This window comes from Sulfuricaulis sp. (genome assembly GCF_049587675.1).
Classification (GTDB): Bacteria; Pseudomonadota; Gammaproteobacteria; order Acidiferrobacterales; family Sulfurifustaceae; genus Sulfuricaulis.
This window is the reverse complement of sequence record NZ_JBAVEJ010000304.1, coordinates 1-2,352: the sequence shown is the minus strand read 5'-3', so window position 1 is coordinate 2,352 and position 2,352 is coordinate 1. Positions and strand designations below refer to the sequence as shown.

General features: G+C 61.3%; 1 protein-coding gene. It reads left to right on the top strand.

Going from position 1 to position 2,352, the window contains the following annotated elements; all coding sequences use genetic code 11:
- The first annotated feature begins 339 nt into the window (after window positions 1–339).
- Entirely contained in the window at window positions 340–2,130 is a 1,791-nt protein-coding gene (gene uvrC, locus WB402_RS15495) for an excinuclease ABC subunit UvrC (RefSeq protein ID WP_424209454.1), read from the top strand.
- Window positions 2,131–2,352 lie beyond the last annotated feature (222 nt).

The window sequence follows — 2,352 nt, the reverse complement described above, 5'->3', positions numbered from 1 at the left end:
GTCATGCCCGCGTAGGCGGGGTGAGGCGGAGTTTTCATGAACACACTGCTCTTATGACAGGACGAGCGTAGCAGGGCTACGTTATCGTGTTCATGCCGCCGAACGGGTGCAACGAATTTTGTTGCACCCCGGGCAGCAACAGGTTTTACATGGTATCGCGCGCGTTGCGCGCGATGACATAAACAGCTCTGGGTCCCGGCCTTCGCGGGAATGACAATACCTAACTGAAAATGAACTTGGTTTAACCCCGATATGTCTTTCTATGCGTTCTTGGCATCCTTGGCGGTTCAAATTAATCTTTACTAACCCATGCCCGTCGAACATCCCAAAGCATTAATAATGTCTCTGCCGCCCAAGCCCGGCATCTACCGCATGCTGGGCGCGAAGGGCGAGGTGTTGTACGTCGGCAAGGCGCACAACCTGCGCAAGCGGGTGCAGAGTTATTTTCGCGTCAGCGGTCTCGCGGCGCGCGTGATGCTGCTGATGCAGCAGGCGCAGAATATCGAGATCACCGTCACACACACTGAAACCGAAGCGCTGCTGCTTGAAAACAACCTCATCAAGACGCTGCACCCGCGCTTCAACATCCTGTTGCGCGACGACAAGAGCTACCCGTACATCTTTGTCTCGGACAACCAGGAGTACCCGCGCATCGGTTTTCATCGCGGCGCCAAGCACGAAAAGGGGCGCTACTTCGGACCCTATCCGTCATCCTACGGCGTGCGCGAGACGCTCAACCTGCTGCAGAAGATCTTCCGCGTGCGCCAGTGCCACGACAGCTTCTTTCGCAACCGCTCGCGGCCCTGCCTGCAATACCAGATCAAACGTTGCTCCGGCCCCTGCGTCGGCCTTATCGAGCCCGAGCGTTACGCCGCCGACGTGCAGCAGGCGGTGATGTTCATGGAGGGCAAAAGCCAGAGCCTGGTTCGCGACAGCATCAAGCAAATGGAGCAGGCCTCGGACAAACAGGATTTCGAGACGGCGGCGCTATTTCGCGACCGCATCGCCATGCTCAAGCGCATCCAGGAAAAGCAGTACATCACGGGGAAGGGCGGCGACGCCGACGTCATGGCCATCGCCGCCACACCGGAGGCCGCCTGCATCGTTGTCACCTGGATCCGCGGCGGGCAGAACCTCGGCAGCAAGTCGTTTTTCCCGCGCATGGGCGCGGAATCCACGCCCTGGGAAATGCTCGACGCATTCCTGTCGCAATATTACCTGTCCGGCCGCACCATCCCGGCGCGCATTTACCTGAACGAGGCCATCGTCGACCGCGCGCTGCTCGAACGCGCCTTCAGCGAACACGCCGGCAAGAAAGTCGCCCTCACCGTCAACCCGCGTGGTGCGCCGCGCCGCTGGATACAAATGGCCAAGTTCAACGCCGCCGATGCGCTGCGCCGCCACCTCGCCGGCAAAGTCGACATGCAGGGCCGCTTCGAGGCGCTGCGCGACGCGCTCAAGCTCGAATCCATCCCCGATCGCATCGAGTGTTTCGACATCAGCCACACCATGGGCGAAGCCACTGTCGCCTCCTGCGTGGTGTTCGATGCCAACGGCCCGGTCAAGTCGGATTACCGTCGCTTTAACATCGAAGGCATCGAGCCGGGCGACGATTACGGCGCCATGACCCAGGCGCTGACTCGGCGCTACCGCAGGGTGAAAGAGGGCGAGGGCAAGCTGCCCGACCTGCTGCTCATCGACGGCGGCAAGGGACAACTGTCCGCCGCCGAGGCGGTGCTGCAGGAGCTTCAGATCGAAGACCTCCGTCTCGTGGCCGTGGCCAAGGGGGTCGAACGCAAACCGGGCAAGGAACAGCTTTTCTTGTCCGGTTCAAGCCGGCCCACTATACTGCCTCCGACCTCCGCCGGACTGCACCTGATCCAGCAGATCCGCGACGAGGCGCACCGTTTCGCCATCGCCGGACACCGGGCACGGCGGGGCAAGGCGCGCACCACGTCGACGATCGAACGGATTCCGGGCATCGGCGGCAAGCGCCGCCAAGCGCTGCTCAAGAATTTCGGCGGCCTGCGCGAGGTCGCCCGCGCCGGGGTCGAGGACCTGGCTCGCGTGCCCGGCATTAGCCCGCAGCTCGCGCAAAAGATTTACGATGCGTTCCATGGTGAGGAATAAAAAGGGAAAACATCCTTGTCGTCCCCGCGAAGGCGGGGACCCCGGGGTGTAAATAGACATCGCGCGCAAAGCGCGCGATACCATGTAAAACCTGATGCTGCCCGGGGTGCAACAAAATTCGTTGCACCCGTTCGGCGGCGTTAACACACGTTAAGTGTGTTAACGAAAACTCCGCCTCACCCCACCTTCGCGGGCATGACAACAAAATCCGGCTTGTGTCCC

Excerpts from the sequence above, each read along its gene's own strand:
- uvrC (WP_424209454.1), top strand. The coding sequence starts at position 340 with ATGTCTCTGCCGCCCAAGCCCGGCATCTACCGCATGCTGGGCGCGAAG.